The sequence below is a fragment of the Flavobacterium sp. CAU 1735 genome (assembly GCF_039888695.1).
Classification (GTDB): Bacteria; Bacteroidota; Bacteroidia; order Flavobacteriales; family Flavobacteriaceae; genus Flavobacterium.
In genome coordinates this window covers 135,003-156,005 of sequence record NZ_JBDQQQ010000009.1, presented here as the reverse complement: position 1 = coordinate 156,005, position 21,003 = coordinate 135,003, and the positions used below count along the sequence as shown (strand labels likewise).

Here is a 21,003-nt window from a genome sequence, read left to right as displayed (position 1 = left end):
TCTATTTTCGCTAAAAGCATAAGGAGAATTCCATGTATAGTCTCTCTCCAGAGGATCTCTTGCAAAGAACCTTCCTGTTCTCGAATCATGCATTCGGAACGTATAATTCAGGCTATTCCCTTCACCTTTAACTTCATCGTCCTTTTCCTGGTTCTGGAATCCATAACGATATGATTCTGAGGACTCATGACGGTTTGGTACTAGCATCCCAAACGGATAGTAATCATTGTATGAAACTACGTCTGGAATTAACAGTACTCCTCGCCCATATAACCCAGCCAATTTACGGTCGGTAATTACAGAAAGAACGTTACCTAAATGGTTCGATAATTCGTAGTTTTTATCCCCTACAAAACGATAAGCTGTAACCGGTGTTCCAACTGCTGCAGATGTACCCTGACCTTGATCCAATCCTTCACAAACGTCTCCAATACCATCACCATCAGCGTCTTCCTGACCCGGGTTGTAAATCGTTCTACAGTTGTCACAAGCATCACCTCTTCCGTCACCATCCGTGTCAATCTGATTGTAGTTTGGATTGTTGATACAGTTGTCACAAACATCTCCTCTACCATCACCATCTGTATCGGCCTGGTTTGGATTATATGTGTACATACAGTTGTCACAAACATCTCCAACACCATCACCATCCACATCACTCTGATTCGGGTTAAATTTATTCGGACAGTTATCCACTGCATCCGGAATTCCATCACCATCAGAATCTAGTGCTGTTGGTCCACAATACGATTGCGTATACGGAACACCATTTCTTGTCATTGTCAGCAAATTGTTAGTTGCCGTAGGTTGTCCAACCGGTCCTTCATCAAACGGGAAGACATATACCGGAGTATTATCCGATCCCTGACCATTATTTACAGTATACGTAAAATCACACATTTCAACTGGTACTCCCTGGAAAGAATTTCCAAAATAGTTCCCGTCAACATTTCCGTATGTTTTTGCGGTTTTACCTAAAGTATTCGAAACAGGATCCGGTTCCGGGAAGTCTCTTGTATCACCAGATTCCGGTCCGTTTAACTCTTGATTTACATTGGTTATAAAATCTCGCGACGTGTAAACATTTCCGTTAATCGTAAACTGCGGGCTAAAACTATCGCCACTTACCGATACCTTCGCATGGAAGTTCCATTCTGTTTCCGGTATCGCATTTCTCAATTCGTATGTCCAAACGGTTTTATAGTTTCTATAATTCCAACGTCTGTGGAAAACAAAGAACGGTTTATAACGGTGGAATCGTTTCGTATATTTTTCAACTTCTAATGCCGGTACATAAGCGCCACTTGCATTTCTCTTAATCACAATACGCGCAATACTATTATCCCATTGTTTATATTCCGGTCTTCTGGCACCGTCTAAAGTTACTAACGCATGATTTTGATTGACTGACATCGCTGAACCTCCAACAATTTTGAAGTTTGCTCTGATTTCAAATTCCTGTGTTTTTCCACCCTGATCAAAGAAATTAATACTCTTGTCGCCATCGCCCCAAGTAACATTGTTATTTCCACTAAACGATAATCCCCAAATAGAAGACGGATTTGTTAATAATGCCTGCGAAACATTGTCCGCAATTTGTGCTGTAGCTACAAGCGCATCCATTCGTAAAGCAATTCCTCTTCCGGTCTCCGCATTAAGCTCTTTTCTGCTTTTTTCAACTCCAAGACGACTGCTTCCGTAAATTTCCTGTTCAATCAGGTAGTATTTTTCCGGTTGTCCCCATCTCTTGACCATCTCATAGGTGCTCATTGCATTTCCTTGTGCATCACGTTGGTAGAATGTAGTCGTCACATCGCTTCCATTGGTAACGATTTTAGCAATTCTTTTTCCTAAACCATCGTATTCGAAATCAATTACCGTTCCATTGCTTTTATTTATCGATTTCACTTTTCCATCCACTCTCCAGCTAATATTTAAGCCTTCTTTTTCATCACGGATCAACTGACCAATCTCATCGTACTGGTAGTTATTTTTATCCTGATTATCGATATCTAAAGTCGTATCATTCGGATTCGACGGGTCATTAGTAAACGCTCCGTTAGGAACGGCATCCTCAATATGCATCAATTTATTCGTTCCGTCCTGATAATGATATCGCAATTCATCCATTATTTCAGAGTATCCGCTATTTTTATTCCTCGGTGCCGTACGATTTAATGCCAGTATGTTACCATTTCTGTCATACGAATAATTCGATTGATAGGATTCCTCTGTAAACATCCCAAATATATCATTAATACTTAGGGAGTTCATAGCCTTAATTCTGTTTAACTGATCGTATGCATAATAATTATACTGCGATGCTAAATTTACCTGAGACAAATCCATTAAAGAGGTAACCATCTCTTTAATGTTTCCGTTATATAAATTTCTCTCTCTTTCCAGACCGTTTGCTAAACTATAGTTTAATGCCATATTGTCTTTACCATTCGTAACATGATGTCTGGATTGGTAGTCACCTCTAAAGTAATTTAATCCAAATCCGAAAGCATCTTTCGCTGCACTACTAAAAAGATCTCCGTCGCCACCTATGTCATAGTTGGTATAAGCACCTCTAAGTGTTATTGTACCTAAACGTTCTGAGTTCACTCCTTTTAACCAACCTTGAAGCGTATAAAAATAATCCAATCCCTGAACTTGCTTATCTCCAACTACAAGTCGTGCTAAAGGTCCATGCTCATAATAGTCGTATTTCGCTTCTTTTTCCCATACGATTTTATCCTTACTGGTATAAACCTGCGTAATTCGGTTATCGGCATCATACTCATAACGGTGAACAAACTGATCTGCTTTTTTAGGTTGGTACGTTACGCTATTTACGTTTCCGCTCACTAGGTCGTAATCGTAGATCACTTTTTTGATATCCTGATTTAAACTTCTTAAGACCTCTTTATTCGTATGATAAATAAGTTCTTTTACGTTTCCATGGATATCATAATCGTACAAAATGGCATTATCATATTGATCATTCGCGATAATTTTTTGTTCATCAAAGTTTACACCATCCTCCATGATGCTATACGTTAGTATAGCTGTCACTCTTTTGTGGTTATTATTATCGGAATACGATTCAAACCAACCGGTAGTATTTTCAACCGGGGTATCATAAAGCGTTCGCGTTACTTCATAACGTCTATAATTATACGTTTCCAGATCACCTACCGGAGAACCTCCTACGATAACATTTCCTTCCTCGTTAATATAAGCTTGCTGAGGCTCGTATTCTCCAGCTTCCACAATACGTCCCAGACCGTCATAACGTGTATAACTAAATCTTGGTTTTGGCATAGCCGCCTGTTTTGCATTTTGCGAGGCTATAATACGCCCTAATTGATCATAAGCAAATCGTGCTTCACCACCATCCGGTGTTTTTTGCCATACCAACTGATTCAGGGAATTATAACGGTATAGCGTTTTCATCCTGTGATTCGGATCGACAAGAATACCGCCTACTGTCTGTTGCTCTTCTTCTGGTACTGAGGTTCTAATCTCATTGATTAAACCATTGGCATCCGGCGCTAATCGGGAAACTCCCTGAGGAGGAACCGTTTGCACTAGGTTTCCTGCCTGATCATAATAGTATAACGTATACTGGTACTCTTTATCATAAGACACCTTATTCAACGATTCCTGTAATCCGTTGATAGCGGCCTGAATATATTTTTGTTTAAATTCTTCTCGTTTTGCAGCAAAATATTCCTCCATTAATTCCTGCATATAAGTCTGTTGTACCGAGTGTACAAAAATCTCACAAGGGGTAGGAATATCATCTACTTCCAAATTGATGGTCGGAACCATTGGTGCCGGAGGACAAATTTTATTTTCCGTCACATATTGATTTACGAATTCACTCCATTCAATAAACGGATGCGACATCAAATACGTACCATAGGCATTAATAACCATTTGGGTACCATTATAACCATAATTCAAATTAGTTGCTCCGAATTCACTTATCGTTATAAAGGCTGGCATACTAACATCGTAAGCTCCCGTTATATTCAAATAATGTATATAATCCGTAACCAGATAACCCAGGTTGGCTTCACAGAAATATTTCGCATCTTGAGCCAAATGATCCGGCATTTGATACCCTTGTACGATATCCATTATATCGCGGAACTGGAACCATTTATCCACACAAGCCATCGGAGGAACGGTAGACGGTATACAAGATGTACAAGGCACCTGAATTACAGAATTACATTTTCGTGCAGTGATACATTTACTGGTACCGTTGGCAACAATTTGTGCTCCGGTATTCGTTGTAACCGTAGCTGTAAAATTACCCGATTGCGTATTGGTAAATGACAATCCCGAGATATTCGTAACATTTGCAAACGAAACACCTGGTACTGTAAACACTACTTCACATTCCGATTCTTTGGCAAACGTAAATCCAATTTGAGAACTGGCAGTATTTTCTACTTTATAGAAGTTATTGATACTGGCTGACGGAGCAGCTCCAGATAACTGAACGTAGGTATTTAAAGCCGGTAATCCATTAGCAGTAGAACCATCGGCTACTGATTGTTGCTGTATAAGATCCTTTAACACGGATGTCAATGCAGTTGTCACTCCGAACTCCTCTTCACAGAACGTTTGCTGAAGACAGCTTATCGTACCACGAGCTTCCTGGATTCCAGCCGGATAGACCATATTAAATCGACCACTACTAACACTATAAGAACCATGGTGAACAAAAACACTAAAAGCATACGTATTATTACCTAAATTTTCAAGTATTTTAAAATTCGAGAAATGCGTGATCTGTCTAGTATAATTCGTTAAAGTAGAACCTCTTCCCGGATAAGCATAAAGTGGCAACACAAACTGACATTCCTGAGAACCCGAAAAGAAATTAAACTTGATTCCATCATAATTCGATAATCCATCAGACCAGTATGTAGCGTATTGATTTACCGTTGGATTATTTCCAATAATATATGGAGCCACAGCCTGCATCTGTGCCGGGTTATATCCGTCCAAAATACCCGGTAAAAACGGACCGGAATTACCTCCTACACTCCAAAGATGATTCGTCAGGTTTAAGAAGTTTGCTTCTATAGCTTCTGTCTGAGAAACTTCTTCCGTACAGATACAACTATAGTTTAATGGTGTGATACGTCCATATAGGGTAAACACCTGATCTTTCAGATCCAAATAGCTGATCGCTATTTTGTCATCACCACTTGCAACACCATTCACCATATTCTTTTCAATCTTTATTCCCGTTACTCTATAAAAAGAGCCCGGTAGGAAAGATGGATTTCCAAATTCGTTAACCAGATTATAAATTGTAAACGGAGTTGGGCCGTTAACCGTAAAACTGGTACTCGGACTACACGACCAGGTTGAATTTAATGCCAAGTCGCTTAATACCTCCGGCATAACACTGCTTCCATAGGTATATTTATCATTTGGAGCACCATTTAAGGCTACACCAGATGTAAATAATTGTCCCGGAATATTTGGATTTGTTCCTTTTAAAGCATTCATAACGCGTACCAATGCTTTTTCAAAACGCACTCGTTTGTCGCAATTTTCACCTGTTTCTCCAGCTGCATCCCCGAAACTACATTGTCCGATAGCCGCTTTAACAGTTCCTTCCAAAACGATCTCTTCAAGAGCCGGACAACTTGTTCCTGTAAGTCTTTTTAGAACCGCAACAATCTGGAATTTATAGGTATTATTGGCCGCATTAAATGATCCCGGCACATAATAAATATTCTTGAAGTCTACAATCTTAAAGTTTGTATTATAAGCCGTCCATGTAGGAGCCGGTAACGTTTCGTTACAGCCATTCATATAGGAGCCTATAGATAAAGTCTGTGTTAAAATCTTAAGTTCGATTGGTTGTGAAATAACACCGCTCGCGGTATTAAAAGTAAGATTCAAACTCGCTCCCCCATTTACAATATTTCCATTAATGGTAACATTTTGTGGGTTTGCCGCATAAGCAGCGGGATCTAACAATACCGAATTAAATAAATCCGGTGTTAACATCGGCATACTGTAGGCATTAAAGCCGTAAAGCAATAATCCCTGACTTTGGAAAGAAGGATTGATCAATCCTTTTAATAAACTTTCGGTATCCACTAATAATGGACATTTTCCAGTTTGCTGATACGTATGTGCATCGGCATCGGCAGTCGCATTGGCAACGGCCTGTGCTCCCGGAACACCGGAGTTAAAGCCGTAATCAGCTGATATAAATCGTTTTTCTTTGTTTTTATAGTAGGCTACTGTAGTTGTAGAACATGCCAGTACCGTACCAGCAGGCGTTGTTGGAACCGGAGTTGCAAAAGCCTGGTTGATTCGTTGTAACAGGTTACTATAATTACCTGTTGTATTATATTTTTCAAATAGTGTTACAAAAGTATCAACGTTCTGTACGTCGCCAATACAACCGTTATAACCACTATTTCGTAGGGCAAACATATGGGAATATACCGTTCTCGTTTTTTGTTTAAACGCGATATAGTTATTCATAAAGCTCTTCCAAACACGCTCTTTTTCACTCGGATTCAGCGCATTAAGAATCGGAAGCAACTGGTTAAGCGGAGACGTAACCAAACTCTGATAGGTAGAAGCCGGCGCAATTCCATTACCGAAAACAGTTGTATAATACGCCGTTTGTAGCATATTCAATCGGGCATTATTAGCCAATTTAATACCTTCATAATTCGTATTCATTGCTTCTACCAATAAATTCCTTCTCAGGTTAAAATCAGCAGCCGTTTCTATCTCATACGTGATACCCTGTGCAGGCATTGTTGTAATCTGACTGTTATAGAAAGGGTCATTAGCCGTAATATTGACTAAATTTTGTACCATTCCATTTGTTGTAAAGACATTGGTATAATCCAAGGCTTTAAGTTTCTCATCAAAGCTATCCGAGTTATCTCCAGTTGAATTTGTTTTAGCACAAATTGCTTTATTATATTTCAAATACTGGTATTCCGGGTGGTATGGCAATAACGATTCTGCCCAGCTTGCTTGCCAGTTATTTACAAAATCCGTTACATTTCTTAAATATTGCGGACGCACATATTTATTTGATGAAGTAGGATCCAGTGGATCATCTTCGACACTAGCCGAAGGCATTACCTCCGGAATATAGGTGTTATAATTGATTCTTTCTACTTTAACCTTTGCAATATCACCGTTATCGTCCATATATGGCGTTGCCGGTCTTCTCCAGTTATAGTTCGATACATTTTGAGTAACGGTTAATCCGGTATCCAAATCGACATACGTCTGTGTTGAAGAACCACCATATAACAATTGGTTGTCTTCATTAAACAAACTCAAGGTATCATCTACACTAGTTGCAGGTGTTGTTGTTCCACCTGGTTGTGCCGTTGGAAAATCGATTCCTGAAATTGACCCGTATTGTCCATGCGGACTAACATCCGATAACAATATGCTGGTATTGATGTTACAGGTATCTCCCGGCTGTATACACAATTCTCTACAACCATCTAACATTACTCTAAGTTCCTTTTTGAAACGAGTCACATATATATTGATGGTATACTGCGAAATAAGTCCATTCACATCTACATATTGTGTTCCGTTATAAGAAAATGAACTTCCTGCGAAATTAGTGTTCAGATTGTCGATTACATATTTTCGTTCAGCAAGTAAGACATAATACTCTCTTACATTGATGTCTCCCAATACGCTTTCGTCTGTACCAATAGGGAACGTTGTTCTATATGCCGCACATTCCTGTGGTGTCAAATAGGTACAAATCAACGCTTCCTCGCAACTTCTACACGTCACGTGACAGTCTTCTTCGCTAATATCAACTACATAGTTTCCTAAAGTCGGAAAACACGGATTGCTTGTAATTCTTAATTGTGCGATATAATCATCTGCATATTGCTCGACAGCGGCCTGATTTACCCGGATATCTTTACTTAAAGTATACGAACCAATTTTTAACACACCGGACGTTGAACTTCTATTGAATAGAATCGCTGGTGCATTCGGCGTATACGAATTCAGATTTACCGCTCCTAACTGAAAGACCCCGCCCGGAATTTCAAAATCACCATGCTGGTTGACTAACATACCGCTACCGCAATCATCCAAAAGATTCATACTCCAGTCAAATACAAAAGGATAGTGTTTTCCACCCATACAATAGTCGGTATAGGTATTAGTAGCATGTGTCAGACCATAATTAAATGTTAACGCTTCTTCCTTAATAACACCTATCTGCTTATTTAATCGTACTCCATCCAATAGGATTCCATTTTGTCCGGTAGCATACGCATCGTTATTCGACAACACATTAGCAGTTGTCATCTGGTGTAATGCATTATTCGTTTCATCCTCTAACGAGACCATAGGCTCTTTTGGATTATCACCGGCCAACGCTGTAGCAATAGTTCTTCCCTGTGGATCCAGATAATTGATACTAACCTGTTTATTTGGATCGACAACTACATTCTTTTTATAGCGTTTGAAATCCCCTACTTTATATCCAAAAAGTCGGTTTAATTCTTCCTGATCCGGTTGCAGGTATAAATAACTCATTTCATGCCCATTACCCAATTGAAGCTCTTGTCCTACGCCTCCTTTTCTTCGGATTCTTCCCGTGTTATCCGGCGTATATTCAATCTGAGAAAAAGGATATTTATTGGCATTAGGTACAAAATCCTGGTAGTTACCTACAATAGGATTTTCTTCCGAATAATATTTACTAGAACCGGAACTTTTAGACATTCCCGGTGGCACTATAGGTTCGCAGATTAATCCATTAAGTCGATCCCAATCGAAATCATGATGGGTAAAAACCTTCCCGCCATCATTTTTATTTAAGTCACGGTAATAGCGAATACCGGAAGCTTCAATAGGAGTTGGTAATACTTCTATGGCAACACGTCCCTGATTATCATATACCGATTCTCCAACAATTGTTTTATTATTAGTATTTGTTTTCGTAACCGTTTGACGATTACGTAAGGTACCATCGAAATAACTTACAACTTCTTTTTTCTTACCATCTTCGGCAAAAGAAGCCTTATACTGCCAGTTCTTTTTACCAACTTCATGATCGGCATCAATTTCAAGGAAAGTACCCCAGTTAGCTACATTCTGGAAGGCACCGGCTAATCCGGATGACCAGGTTCCATAATAGCTCTTTTTGGTATCGTCAAGGAAGCGTCCAACCGGTCGAACCCGGTATACCAGATAACCTTTGGAAAACACCAATGGAATTCTATATCGTAACTCTTTAGTTTGTACTCGAGTACTATTTAGTTTAAAATCCTGTTCTGTTAAGGCAATCTGATTCGGCATCAATTTGCTTCCGTTTGGCCCAAAGTTATCCACCCAGGTCCATTCCAGTTCATATTCCGTCGCTGGTGCGTCATTATAACGCGTCCAGTTGATTTCCAGTTCTTCGGCACCATCACTTACATTGTTAACCACCATTTCCGACATTCCATTGTATTTAATGAGTCTTTTCGAAACCGGATTAACCGTTGTATTTTTGATATTGTAATAACGATCCGTTTTAAAACGAAGCTGAAGATAGGCCGTAGAATTACTAACTGTAGGAATAATTTGTCCCGACAAATCTCTGTACACTACCTCTTCTACCACTACATCCGCTCTATGAATACCCGGCAACTTATAAACCGCATAATCATCGAATTTCACGCCCTCAGTCAGGTTGTCGTGTACAATTTTCAACTTAACAGCATAACCCGCCACTTGTCCATTTTGGTTATTATAGGGTATAACTCCCAATTTCACCTCGCAAGAATATTGTGCCTGATAAGCCGGCTGATTCGTTACAAGATCCTTGAAACCAAAATGAATATATACCGCAGGATCAATAGATGTAAAAACATTCTGCTGATTCAAAGAGCCATATTTCGGGTCGGTAATGCTTAGCGTTGGCAAACTATGCAACTGGCTACCCGAGGTAATAGCACCCAAAGTTTCTTCCTGTTGCCCGAAAACAAACGCTGTAAATAGTGTAAATACTAAAATAAATAAACGCTTAGGGATATACATATATCTGATTTTTATTTTATATTATTAGAAACAATTCGTTGATCAATTATTTCGTATTTTTTAAACCGTTGAGCCAAAACAATGCTATTCTTGTTAGAGAAAGAAAGATAGTTTTGTGTATTAATAACCGTAGGAGGAATTGCTTTTCTGCTATAATCGCTATAAACCACTTCCAGTCTCGGATAGTTAACATCTGTTCCTTTATAATCCTTGGAAAAATTAATTCCCGTGTTATAGTAAAAGATCTGTTTTTGTATAAAATAGTTCTTTGACACGTTTAAAATGATCTTGGAATAGGTCAATCCGGAATGAGTTTTGGGTTCCAGACTGATTTCCCAATAGGTTTTATAATCTTTAAACGAATTCAGTTTACACAATTCAAATACTTTATTAAAATCGGCTTCACCGAAATAATTGGCAACCGGATTCGAAACCACAATAGCGTTTTCGGAGTGGCTGACTTTTATATTGGTTTTCTTCGTATTAATAATCTCCGTATCGTTGATTTTAATGTAAACCTCGTTCGCCGCATTTTTATAAAAGACTCCTTTATAATTTTCTTCCACCTTAGTCGACTTATGATCTTTGAACAGTTTATAATCGGTTTTATACTGTAGTGGTTCTGCAATACTGTATCCGGCTGTAATTTTTTTCAAAACCTCTCCTACGGTTTGTGCCTGAACCAGACACCCCATAAAAAGGATGGAAACGGATGTGATGATTTTATTTACCATGACTATCCTTTAGTTTTTAATTACACTTCCGGAACGGGTTTCCTGAATGGTTTTCACACCTCTTTCCGTTTCTTTTTTAATACGAACCAGTCCGCCTTCATTGTCATACTCATAAAAAGTAGCGTAGTTATTATCGTCTAATTCCGACATCAACTTAAAGGTTTCCGGATCGTATACAAATGATTTCATACTACCTTTTAAAGGATGCACGCGTATATCATCAAAATAAACCGGAATACTCGGGCTGTTATTCGTTAGCTCAACTCCAATTGAAATCGTATTGTTGATAGCGCTTGTTTCAGAATACGGAATCTTAAACTTGGTAAAGATGCGTTGCCATCCGTCGATAATTTCACCGGAAGGTGTCGCTGTGATTCTTGTTATTTCGTGTTGTGGCAATGCCTGTTTATTGTGATAAAAAATCAGTGTAATCGCAGGGTTTACAAATGTTTTAAGTTGTTCATTTGTCTCTTCTTTTGCCCAGGCACTTAAGATATATTCCTTTCCGGGTTCCGGTTGGAACGAGTAACAATCTTCACAAAAATCTTTTGTAATGGAGATACCACAAGAAATCTGACTGTCGACCAATTTTTCCGAAAGGTAACGATCGTCTGAACCCAGAATATTAAAGTTATCATGACCATAATAATCGGCTGGTTTAAAGTAATCGATACTCGCTACCGGGAATTGATCTGCAGGGTAACCCAATAAGAATTTTAATGACTTTCTAAGACGTGATTCGGCTTGTGTTTGAATTACATCGGTATGTTCAACCGGAGCAACTCGGGCGAAATCGTTAGTTCCCAAAGCAGGTGCTACCAAAGCCGGATTTAAATTAGGATCCTGGTTTTGCGCCATTCGCTGACTTACTACCGTTTCCGAATCCACATAGAAACCGTTTTCGATTCCCAGTACATATAAATGCGGAGCATTTGGATTTAATGAAGTTGTTGGATTCGCCGGATTTCTATAATTATCAAATGATTTCATCGTGTTAACCAAATTCGCAACATTGGACGTCTGACAACCATCGGTGATCATAATAACCCCTTTAGGTTTCATCGAGGTGCTTAATGCTTTGTCCAAAGCACTTTTCCAGTAATCGGAACCATGACTGATACCTGTTTGACCGTATCGGGCACCAAAACTGTTAATCCAGTTATTAAATTGATTTAAAGTCGAACCGTTTGTAATTTTAACCTGCATGATGGCATCAGCTCTGTTGTAGGTATCACTGTCAGACATACCGATCAGGGAAACATAGATATTGGTTCCTAAATTATCATTCGTATCGGCTTGTTGCTGTACAAATGCTTTTAGTTGTTTTCGGATTTTTCGGATTTCGGTATCATCAAGCGATCCGGATTCGTCCACTACGATTGCCACGTGTGACATACAGTACAAATCGTCCGGACATAAATTGATATGCTTAACCTTTCCAACCGTATTATTTGACGAACCGTTACTGAAAGTCGTTTTAAATGTCGCCTGCATATCCGGAGCAACAAAATTATTGAACTCCACATTCGTAATACTTAAATTACTTAGAAGCGGAACCACCACGTCATATTGTGAACCGTGTGGATTAAAGGAGAATGAAATCGAACCTCCTGAATTGGCAAAGTTGTAAATTTTAGGGCTCGGATCCGTAACATAGGGCGCCAAAGCCGTTAACTCCGTACAAGTATATCCATTAGGCACACTCGCAGTAGGAAGTGTTCTTAATTTATTGATCAAATTAAGGAACAAGTTTTTAATTACCGGAGCATTTGGATTTGTTGTCGTACAATATACTGGTGTTGCCGGACAAAAATCGATATGCTTCACCGTATGATTCGGCTCCATCACACCCGTATTATAAAGCACCGGAATTGTCGAAACTAAATTGGGCGATGAATATCCGGCCAAATCGATACCGGTTACAGTGGTATTTGGCGTAAATCGTAGCGATACATCATAATCGGAACCATGATTTGTAAATGAAAAACGGAAATACTCGTTGTGACTTGTAAAATGCGCGTTGTAAATTTTCGGATTCGGATCGGAGATATACGGTACTAATGCACTCAATTGCGGTGGAAAATACCCATCCGGAATCATACCATCGGTTACCATTTTTGTAACCAAATGGTTTATTAAATTAAGATATAAGTATTTTACAATTACGGTATTCGGATTATTGGAAGCACAGAAGTTACTACAATTCTGAACCGTAAACTGCTGTTCAACCGAGAAGACACATCCACTATCATAATTCATAACATCTATATAAATCGTGTAGGTACCCGCTTCCAGCGCATTGATATACACCTCATTGCCGCCGCTATACGTACCGGTATATACGGTAGCGCCACTTGAATTTAGAATCGCGATACTATAATCGGCACTCGCCATAGAAGGGTAGAAAGTCGCCTTAATAAATTGTCCGGCGCATAACGCTTCCAGTCCGGAAGAACTTGACAAAATCATTCGGTTTTTTTCGTTACAAACCGGTAATCTGTCCGGGCAGAAATCGACGTGCATCACTTCAAACCGTTTTAAATAGATTTTATAGCCCGGATAAATCTCAGAATAATCACCTTGTAAATCCAAATAATGTCCTGAATCGGAATAACCACTTAAATCAATATCAAAATTAACATTGGCGATATCCGAAAAACTACCGGAAAGCCAAACATCATGCTCACCGTGATCTCCTGTAAAAGAGAAACGCATTTCCGTTAGGACACTATTCGAAGGATCGAAAGCGGAAACAAAATGTGTAATCTTAGGATTCGGATCCGTAATAAACGGTTTTAGTGCGTTAAATTCCGGTGGGTTACTTCCTTCAATCTGATAATCCGGTACACCACTATTCTTGGCGTTAACCAGGTATTTTATAAACTTCAGGAATATATTTTTTACTATCGGTGAATTTGGATTATCTCTGGTACACGATTCCCAACGTTTTCTTTCGGTTGTTACAGCCGTTGCATTATCCGCAACCGCTACCTTTTCCACCTTTGCATCGGCAACACGCTTAGTCGCTGTTTCTTTTGCCACCTTTGGAGCTTCGTCCATATATTTAGGCAGCTCTCCCAATGGTTCCAATAGATCTTCGGCTAGTTCGCCGGTTACGTTGTTACCATTAATTAAAAAACGAGTCAACGCCTGAAATGCGTCCGGGTCTGCTTTTAATTCCCCTTCAAGATTATTGTCATTTAAAACGATATCGGTAACATGGCCGTCTTTAACGGTAATACCATACCATCCTGTTTTCTTTGCAGCATCCCAGGAAGTCACAACCGATTTAGGATTCGTAACATCCCAACCCTTATTGTTTTTCCATTTCTTACCATTAGTACTGTTATATATATCGATCAGTGCCTGTTTTTCTTCCGGAGTAACCTGAGCCAAAACAGTCATGCCAGACAATAGTAAAAACACTATTAAAACTAAATTTTTCAATTTTATACGAATCATCTCTACTACTATTTTTTAATGACTTTAGCTAATTCTTTTTGTACCGGTTTTACTTTGGCCACTGGACTACTTGGCACATCAATACAGGAAACCACCTGTTTTTTAAGCAGTGCTTTTTTACCGGCTTCAATTTTCAAACTTTTTCTACCGGTATGCGATTGTTTCGACGAAACAGTTACTTCATTTGGTACAAGTAATCCCTGGAAATTAAAGTGCGCTGATGTCAGACAGGTAGAGAAATCATAATCTTCAAATCCGTCAAAAGCCATTTCTTTATATTTTGCATTAGATGCCACCGCGATCGGGAATCGGTTATTATAACCGAAAAACGCCGATGAATAACGATTTAACGCATCTTTGTTTTCTACTTCCTGACCATATGGGTTGAACTGTGTTATTTCTGATGCAAAAGTCCATTTACCAAAGTTGGAATACAGTGCATTCTTCTCCCATCTCCCAGTAAAAGCATTATAAACATAGAACGACTCATAATTGTTGAAGAAACCTGTTTTTCGCAGTGTAGGGTTCAGATCATTCGTATTATCGGTAAAATTTCTTCCGGTTAAATACGCATACGATTTGTTGGCTCTCCAGTTTCCTAAAACATTATACAAATATGGATTGTACGAGTTTGCGGCGATATCATCCGGGTCACTGGTATTATTGTCTTTTTCATATTCAAAAACAAGGTTATGTCCACTGTCATAGGTCATCTTTGGTAAATCACATTCACATTGTGCTGCCCAGATATTACTGTATTCTACTGCCGATGCATTTACGATTCTGTAATCGTTAAATGTTGACGAGTAAAATGGGTTGCTTCCGATGTTTGATTTCATCGATACCATCTGATTATTTCCGTTATACGTGTAAAGCGGATTTTTAGTCGATGTTATTGCTGACATGGAGTCTTCCAACCTGTTTCGATATCCGGATCGGATGATCTTAATACTACCATTAATGATATTATCCCTGGTGATACGCAAACCATTGCGATCAATCATCATAAATTCATTTCCGATTTCTTTATTTTGAACTACCCAGGCGAAAAATGTCTGGTCTTGTTCCGATCGGTTGATTCCATTAACCCACACTTCATCACCATCCATTAAATATTTGGCTGCACTATAACCACCATCCATTTTATATTTATCGGTGTTATTTATATTGGAAATAGCACATTCCATTCCGATATTTTTCGCTACCTGCCCCATTCCTTTATACGACCAGTATGCCGGGAAATTAAAGCTGTAATAATTATCGTTATATTCATTTGTCGTTTCCGTTAACAGTACTTGTCCGGTATCGGCATCCCATGCGCTATTTTTCGTGGACACTTTAGATCCGACATCATACACTACTTTTTCGGATAAAATACCACTACTATGAATCACTTTTGTAGTTACAGCAGTTCGGATCTGATTTTCATGTTTCGAATAACTCGGTAATGGAACCGGTATAACCACAAAAACCAGAAACAACGGAATACCAGCAGTATTAAAGTGAATACCGGCCGTTTGTGTTACCGATTTACTTTCTCTAAAATCGTTGATTACGTCATAATCTACTCCTACCAGTTTTGAACTAATATTTCCGGAACCATCAACGGTAGTAACCACGTTGTTTAGTTTCCCCTGACTTTTAGGTGCATTTGGATTTTCTCTGTATTTATAATCCACTCCGGAGATAAATGCAAGTTGTCCTTCAGCATAGACACGTTGGCTCTTCATCTTACCATCCATATCATTGGTATGGATCGAGTATCCCTGAGACAATGTTAAATGATCTCTAACATTGATTTTTAATAAACTTGCCAGGATATCCGATTTATCATATTTCGATGACATAGGCGTATAGTTAACCACAGTAGGGAAATCGTAAGTCGTATAGAATTCAGTTACCACCTGTCCTGTAGCATGTCGTTTTACCACACCCGGATCCCGAGGCCCTAACGATTTCCCCCTTGGAAGGTTTTTAACCGCTACCCTACTATAGGTAATTTTCGGTGACGGGAAAAACGATTCTCCAAAAGGTTTTTCGACATAGTTTTCCGTTTCAGGTCCTAATAATAAACTTTTACTTGTTTTATCATAAAATGGCTCTACAAATGGATTTTCTTTAGAACCAATCGGCTCATAGCTTGCTACTCCCGATGTTTTACCTTGTTCCGTTTTATAGGTATATACCTGACCGTAATATTGTTTATATAATTCATCACTTGGGTTATCGGTCATGATTTGCCATTCGTCATGCATTTTAACTTCTTTCACACGACTACCGCCACCGATTTTTTCACGGTTCGGTTGCATTAAACGAATCCATGATTTTCCGGAGATAAATTTGCTGGCAATTCCTTTTTCTTTTAGTTTCCCGTTTGGACTTTTGAAAATATCCAACAACGTTGGAATCCAACCGATAAGTTCCATCACAACACCTTCAAGATTATTGGTATCCTCTTCATTGTTCATACTATACACCACACGGTTTAGGTTTTGTCTTCCGAAGTACCAACCCGCTTTCGATATCGGGTTCACTTCCGGATTACCACCGTCGCCCTGGTTTACCATTTCAATTTTAATAGACGCATAACTTTCACCGTTACCGTCCTGAATAAAGTTATACGTTTGGTTTTTTACAACGTTTAGATAACCTGTCACATAATCGTATTTGGCATTATCATTTGGCGCCATATTCACTAAAAACCTAAAATAAATCGGATCATTTTGTATCGGTTTGATATAACGCTCATGAAAGTCTTGAAAATTAGAATCATCTAATTTGATATATAAATAACGGGAAAGATTATTTCCATATAGTTTTGTATTGTTTAACTGGCTTAGAGATGTTAGCGGTGCCTCACCGGCTCCCACCACTTTAAACATTTCCATAACATCGCGATCCTGAACATGAGCATAATCATCAGCTTCATAATTCAACTCTATTCTACCACCCGATGGCAAACTAACGTTGTTTAATAACCAGGCAGAAGCATATTGATCTGCAGCAGCCCTGTCTTTTTGATCCACATATCCGAATTCGGCATTAGATAATGCATCGTTTGTTCCGCAACCTACATTCGCCGCAACTGGCTTGTAATTCCCCCATATATCATAGGCCTTCATATCGTAAGAAGGATTATACCCATAATTAAAGGTATACGGTGTGTATTTACCCATATTGGATTTCTTATAGGTAAAATATACTTTTTTAAGTGTTAGTTTTCCTTTTTGACCATCGTAAGCGCCTCCCGACATATTTGCGTTTTCGTGGTTTTCAACTCCCTGACACAAACTATAATCGTATTCAAAATGTGCTACTTTAATAGGTGTAGCCGCTGTAGGATTGGCTAAATATTCCGGTTTCGAATACAATGAAATCTTATCCAGTTTATACGACTTCGAATCCAATCCGATACCTCCGTTTTCACCTTTTACACCGTAAGCGTCTTTACGTGGTGAAATCTCAAAAATAGCAACGTGTGTTTTCGTTTCGATTTTTTTGATATAAAGCATTTCTTTTTCACCGTACTGATAGTTTCCTTTGTTATCCTTTTTACTGGAACGTAAACCTTCATCATAATTGGCTACATTTTCTTTAAACGGAATACGCCATTTATAGGGTTGTGTATTATTATAGGTAAACTTCGTATAAGTCCCTAAATCGTCATCGGTAGGACCGTCATCTTTTAAATCCTGATAATCGGATGACAAAACAGACGTCAATAAATACGTATGTGCATAAGCCGGAGTTGTAACCCTGTTAAAATACTGGTCACCGTCTTTACTGTTATTGGCTGAGTTATCACTACCCGGGTTATAATTTACCAATCCTTTGGAACAGTTTACACCCGGATTACTTCCTACATCAAACGTAGCTTCTCTCTTTATGGAGTTATATGCCGCACGTCCAAAGATATAGCGATCGCCTCCTTCTTGTATAATTCGTACCTCAGAAGTATGATGATCGTGTTTTCCTGCTAACGAGTACGGGCTAAATTGCGTTTTAAAACCAAATTTTTGCGCTTCCGTACGGGTTAACTTTTGGATAACCTGATTTCTGTTTAAACGTCCTTCTCTTTTTACATAGCTGGCGTTCTGTATATAACTACCGTTTCTGGAATAATTCAGAATAGTATTCCTTGAAAACTTAGTACCTCCAATTTCCAGTTTAATCGGATCATAACCTCCTAATTGCGTATTGAATAAGTTTAATTCTTTATCAACATGCTCTCCTCCGATATTTTTGAAGAACACTTTTTCATAATCCACTTTATTACCATTCACCTTCTCTCTAAATCGCGCCAAAGCCGGATTATTACTCATCCACAATCCTGTAGCACTATTACCTTTAGTAATCGTTGCATCGAAACCAAAGTGGACACCTCCACCGGCCCCAAATTCAAGACCTAAACTACCACCGTTGGTATCGTCTTGTATATAACTATCGTACACAAATCCCACCTGCGATTTATACGGACGGTACATTCCTGCTACCCCTTGTCCTTGAACACTATACAAATCGTATGTATTGTTCGTAACCGGTAATGATGTTGTATTTTTATTAAACGTTCTGTCTTTTTCTCTGTTAAAATCTAAGATATCAGCACTTCCGGCATTATAGCTATTTTCAAAACCATATCCTCTTTCTGTTTTATATTTTTCAGAACTTTTAATTCCCTGACTGGTTCGGTATCCGGAAAACTTCATTCCCGGTTCCACACCCCAAAACTCTCCTTCCACATTCATACCAAACATATAGTTGGACGACACCATTCCAACACGTTTTGTAGGTGTAAAAGATACATCCGCAAACGACAAAGAGCCTGATAAATCTTGCTGATTCTTTATATATTTAAGATTATTGTTGTTTTTGGCTGCTTTATATGACATCGTCATTGTCTCCAATCCTTTTCGGCTATTTAAGCTCACCCCAAGACTCCCGGTTAAAGTATTTTCATTTTTATCTTTATCGGTTTTCTTTTTATTGAACGACACACTTGGCGATACCGAAACGCCTTCGGAAGAAGATGATTCCATATTCATCCCTACAGAAAGGTTATCACTGATTTGATAGCTCAAACCACCATTAACCGAGAATCCAAAACCATCGTAATTGTTATACTTCACACCAAGTCCGATACTTGGCATGGCCATTTCGCCAATACCAAATCCGGCAAGAAAGAGGTTTACATTCGACCCGATGGTCACATTGTCTTTCATGTTATTTTCATAGATCATCTCGTCTCCTTTGAAATCATCTGGCAAACCACGCATTTGTCGGTTAATCTGCCCTACGTTCAAATCCCAGCCTAAACCAACCCATGAGGCTTCCTGATCCATGGTAACTCCGGAATTGTATGCCAGATTTAACGGATAACCACCAACATCCATAATCGGGATATTATAGTTAAAATCACCGCTGGCCAGATCGACCATATCGGAAGTATCAATAGGTGTAAACGATTCAAACTCCGGTTGTGAAGGACCCGTGGTTAACGCATACGCTGCCATTGGCTGAACCATTTCTAAAAACAACATCATTGCTAAATAAATAGCAACGACTTTTGTAACCTTACTTGTTCTGATTTTTTGGATCATAATAATATTTCTGTAAATGTGTCTTTAAACTTAAATTTCAATGTTCCTTTGCGGAATAACTGGTCTTTATAAATCAATTGGATTTTTTCATTTGGATCAATTCCGGAAAAGAACAATACTATTTTCTGGAAAGGTGCTATTTTATAATTGCGCTCGTAGGAAACGCCATTACACGGTATTGTATCATTTTTGGAGGTAACCACATAAAAATCGTTATTGATAGCAAACGACATATATTTAACCGCATCGGCATAAGGCAATCCTGTAAATTGATCGGATAAAAGGTCTTTTTCCTGATCCTGACGAAACGTAAATTCAACAACCCGTTCCTGTTTGTTGGCTTCATAAAGCGAATCCACTTTAAACAGATCGGTTGTTCCCTGGTCTTTTAAAATGTAATATTGAATGGGCACTTCGGTAGCCGTAAAATTGATGTCGTCTACTTTTTGAGAATATTCGCGCGACTTCCAGCCGATTTTCTCTAACTGAAAATAACGGGAACGGATTTCTGAGTCATCCCTACCCGTCGCTGTCTTTTCTTTTTTACAGGAGCATAATGAAAAAACAAAAAATATAAAAAGTAGTTTTCTATACACTCGCATATTTTTTGTTTAGCTCAATAGGTGTTTTATTCTCAGCTCTTACCATTTCATTTTTAAATGAAACAATACGTGCTTTTTGAATAGCTTTTTTTGGTAAAATTCGGCGCATGCAATTAAAATATTGTTCTTTTCATTTTTTAATCTTAATCTGACAGCATCATCGTAGATGAAACTCGTATTTCTTAAATAAAATTCTACTTCTTATTCATTAAATCCGATAAAAATGCACCTTCACACCTTCTCTACTAAGACATTAATTACCATAAACCGACCCTATAACCACGTAGTATTACGTAAGATCAATTGTTAAATTTCACACAAATGTAAAATTTTATTTCAAAGAAAAAAGCGTATCATGTAAAAATTATAGGACTATTTGATGTTTTTTCACAAAAAGCATTACAAAAATTATCTTAAAACCCTTGTCAATCCTACAAAAATCAAGATTCACAAAACAAACCATAAAAAATAAAAAAATGCACCAATTGTATCAAAAACCGAAGGCAAACAAAATTTTTCTACTTAAACTCAAATTTCCTATTTTTGAAACAT

General features: G+C 38.4%; 5 protein-coding genes. All 5 read right to left on the bottom strand.

Annotation, left to right across the window (positions count from 1 at the left end; genetic code table 11):
* The coding region (locus tag AAFN64_RS16805; RefSeq protein WP_347761378.1) for a thrombospondin type 3 repeat-containing protein at positions 1-10,056 on the bottom strand (10,056 nt) is incomplete at its 3' end.
* An 11-nt stretch (positions 10,057-10,067) separates the two neighbouring features.
* Positions 10,068-10,790, bottom strand: a complete 723-nt coding sequence (locus tag AAFN64_RS16800; RefSeq protein ID WP_347761376.1) for a hypothetical protein — start codon at positions 10,788-10,790, stop codon at positions 10,068-10,070.
* Between the two features lie 9 nt (positions 10,791-10,799).
* Positions 10,800-14,195: a VWA domain-containing protein gene (locus AAFN64_RS16795; RefSeq protein ID WP_347761375.1), complete on the bottom strand. Its 3,396-nt coding sequence runs from the start codon at positions 14,193-14,195 to the stop codon at positions 10,800-10,802.
* A 65-nt stretch (positions 14,196-14,260) separates the two neighbouring features.
* Entirely contained in the window at positions 14,261-19,849 is a 5,589-nt protein-coding gene (locus AAFN64_RS16790; RefSeq protein ID WP_347761374.1) for a hypothetical protein, read from the bottom strand.
* Positions 19,846-20,451 (bottom strand): hypothetical protein, encoded by a 606-nt coding sequence (locus AAFN64_RS16785; protein WP_347761373.1) that lies wholly within the window; start codon positions 20,449-20,451, stop codon positions 19,846-19,848. The genes AAFN64_RS16790 and AAFN64_RS16785 overlap by 4 nt, the downstream gene beginning before the upstream one ends.
* Between the last annotated feature and the right edge of the window lie 552 nt (positions 20,452-21,003).

What these genes read in the sequence shown, in the direction of transcription:
- AAFN64_RS16795 (WP_347761375.1), bottom strand. Translation starts at nt 14,195, where the DNA reads ATGACTGTTTTGGCTCAGGTTACTCCGGAAGAAAAACAGGCACTGATC.
- AAFN64_RS16785 (WP_347761373.1), bottom strand. Translation starts at nt 20,451, where the DNA reads ATGCGAGTGTATAGAAAACTACTTTTTATATTTTTTGTTTTTTCATTA.
- AAFN64_RS16790 (WP_347761374.1), bottom strand. Translation starts at nt 19,849, where the DNA reads ATGATCCAAAAAATCAGAACAAGTAAGGTTACAAAAGTCGTTGCTATT.
- AAFN64_RS16800 (WP_347761376.1), bottom strand. Translation starts at nt 10,790, where the DNA reads ATGGTAAATAAAATCATCACATCCGTTTCCATCCTTTTTATGGGGTGT.